We start from the raw sequence: 2,551 nt of genomic DNA, 5'->3' as shown, positions 1-2,551 counted from the left end.
CAAGAGACGGAAAGAATGATAATTTATGGGCTTGCTCTGCGCAAGCCGAGCTATCCATCACCGTCCTCAAAGTACGGGGCTTTTCGCTCAGTTTGGGTAATCTTTCATCTTTTCAGGCTGACTTTCGTATATCTCATCAACCGTCTGCTGAAAGTCCTTTCTTGGCGGAGGTGGAATGTACCTACTCACTTTTTATCTCAAATCAATCAATTATTGAGCTATAGATGTAGATTAATAACAAGAACAACTCAAAAAATTAATAATATGAGATTAAAAAAAGACTTCATGCCACAAACCTCTCATGAAAACGCTAAAAAAGGGCTCATCGAGCCCGTCGCCACTTGGTAGGCAGCCTGAACAACATCAAACCAGCCAGCACAGAACCAAATATTACCGCTTCGGTATAGTCACTTTTTGACAGCCAGACAAAATGCAAAACCGCCAGACCTGCAGCCAGATAGACCAGCTTATGCAACTTCACCCACTTTTTCCCTAACCGGCGCATCATGGCCTTGGTTGATGTGGCTCCCAGTACAGAAAGTATCAGGATCGCAAAAGCACCCGCCATGATATAAGGACGCTGATAGAGATCTTCCAACAGTGTTTGCCACTGCCAGCCCAGCAAGAATGCAAGATAAGCCATTACATGCAGTACTGCATAAAAGAGTGCGAAGAGCCCGATCATTCTCCGGAACCGGATCAGTTTGTTAATCCCTGTCATTTTTCTTGCCGGGGTAACTGCCAGACTGATGCAAAGAAAGATTAAAGCCCACTCGCCCAAATCCCGGGTCAGGGTATTCGCCGGGTCGGGTCCCAGTTGATGAGTGATAACAGCATTGATCAGCCAGACCAATGGCACCAGACACATTGGAAAAACAAGCCATTTTAACTGTGCAACCCAGTCCATCACACCACCCTTAATAGAATTTCCTGAGATCCATCCCCTTGTAGAGATGAGCCACTTCTTCGCCATAGCCATTGAACTTTTGCGTTTCAATCTGGTTTGGCTCCCAGATGGAGTTAGGCAATCTGCGCTCTTGCTTCTGGCTCCAGCGCGGATGATCGACTTCAGGATTCACATTGGCATAAAAACCATACTCGCTGGGACCTGATTTAACCCAAGTGGTTTGTGGCATGGTTTCAGTAAAACGGATTTTGACAATGGACTTGATACTCTTAAAGCCATACTTCCAGGGAACAACCAGTCTCAGAGGGGCACCATTTTGCGGCGGCAGTGTCTTGCCGTATAGGCCAATAGCCATAAAAGTCAGAGGGTTCATGGCTTCATCTATTCTAAGCCCTTCGACATACGGGTATTTAATGGCACTGAGACGGGAGCGTTGACCCGGCATCTGTTCAGGATCATGGAGTGTTTCGAACTGAACGAACCTGGCCCTGGAATTGGGTTGAAAACGCTTGAACATGTCGGCCAATGACACACCCACCCAGGGAATAACCATCGACCAGGCTTCTACACAGCGAAGACGGTAGATTCTTTCCTCAACATCGTGGGGCTTGAGTATATCTTCCAAAGTGTATTTACCGGGTTTTTCAATCTCCCCCTCAACCACTAACGACCAGGGATCTGTTTTCATATTTTTAGCGTATTTGGCAGGGTCGTCTTTTGAGTAGCCAAACTCATAAAAGTTATTGTAACCAGCCACACTGGCGTAGGGGGTTAACGTTTCATCGGTTGTGAAGCGACTGGATTGATAGCTGGCTACTTTCTCTTTCAGCCAATCAGGGGCAGAAAGCTGTGGAACGTCATCATAGCGTGAACCCGTCGGCTTCCTGGTTGACCGGGTATCTGCAGCATCACCGCAACCTGCCACAACCAGCCCCATGCCGACACAGGCAAACTGTCCACCCATTTTCAAAAAACGGCGACGATCCTCGTAAACGTTTTCTGATGTTATTTCACTGCTGCGGACGTCTCCAGACTTTCTGGTCTTAATCAGCATCGATACTCTCCCGCACAATTCTCTTATTTACCTTTTACGCTCGTTTTAATGGCGCAGATTCACATTTCAAAATCATGGACGTCATCTCGCCAGTATATATTCCATCAACCCGCTGACTTGATCATTTATTAGCGGCTTTTTTTTCGTTTTCACATAAAATTAATTCGGTGTTCCAACTATCGATGCCTGAGAGCGTCCTTAGCTTTGCAACTGATACCCGAGGGAGTTACCTGTGTCATTACCTTGCTATCAGAACTTTGTCGATGGCCAATACCTCGCCAATGAGACGAAAGAAACGTTTCCGGTGATCAATCCCGCTACTCGTCAAATCATTTATACCGTAGAGAAAGCCGATGACGCCATTCGCCAGTCTGCTGTTGCCAGTGCTCAAAAAGGCTTTGAAAGCTGGTCAAGAATGAATGGTATGGAGCGCAGTCGCATCCTCAACCGAGCTGTCAGCCTCTTGCGCGAACGTAACGATGAACTGGCCCGAATTGAAGTTCTCGATACAGGTAAACCCTGGCAAGAGGCCTCCGTGGTTGATGTGGTTACGGGCGCAGACTCTATTGAGTTTCTTGCTGGATTAGCTC

At 47.0% G+C, this 2,551-nt stretch carries 4 protein-coding genes; 2 read left to right on the top strand and 2 right to left on the bottom strand.

Going from position 1 to position 2,551, the window contains the following annotated elements:
• A partial coding sequence (locus KDK18_RS12010) for a hypothetical protein (RefSeq protein ID WP_257255162.1) occupies positions 1-224 on the top strand: 224 nt, incomplete at its 5' end.
• A 98-nt stretch (positions 225-322) separates the two neighbouring features.
• Here the strand turns inward: KDK18_RS12010 and KDK18_RS12005 are convergent.
• Positions 323-907, bottom strand: coding sequence for a sulfite oxidase heme-binding subunit YedZ (locus KDK18_RS12005; protein WP_257255161.1), 585 nt, complete (start codon positions 905-907; stop codon positions 323-325).
• 10 nt (positions 908-917) lie between these two features.
• Positions 918-1,961, bottom strand: a complete 1,044-nt coding sequence (gene msrP, locus KDK18_RS12000) for a protein-methionine-sulfoxide reductase catalytic subunit MsrP (RefSeq protein WP_257255160.1) — start codon at positions 1,959-1,961, stop codon at positions 918-920.
• A 232-nt stretch (positions 1,962-2,193) separates the two neighbouring features.
• Here msrP and KDK18_RS11995 point away from each other — a divergent pair.
• Positions 2,194-2,551, top strand: a 358-nt coding sequence (locus KDK18_RS11995) for an aldehyde dehydrogenase family protein (RefSeq protein WP_257255159.1), incomplete at its 3' end; no start/stop codon positions are given.

This window comes from Endozoicomonas sp. SESOKO3 (assembly GCF_024606255.1).
The sequence above is the reverse complement of the archived record's forward strand: the minus strand, read 5'-3'. Positions and strand labels throughout refer to the sequence as shown.

Bases quoted from the DNA above. Each gene is read 5' to 3' on its own strand.
- msrP (WP_257255160.1), bottom strand. From the start codon at position 1,961: ATGCTGATTAAGACCAGAAAGTCTGGAGACGTCCGCAGCAGTGAAATA.
- KDK18_RS12005 (WP_257255161.1), bottom strand. From the start codon at position 907: ATGGACTGGGTTGCACAGTTAAAATGGCTTGTTTTTCCAATGTGTCTG.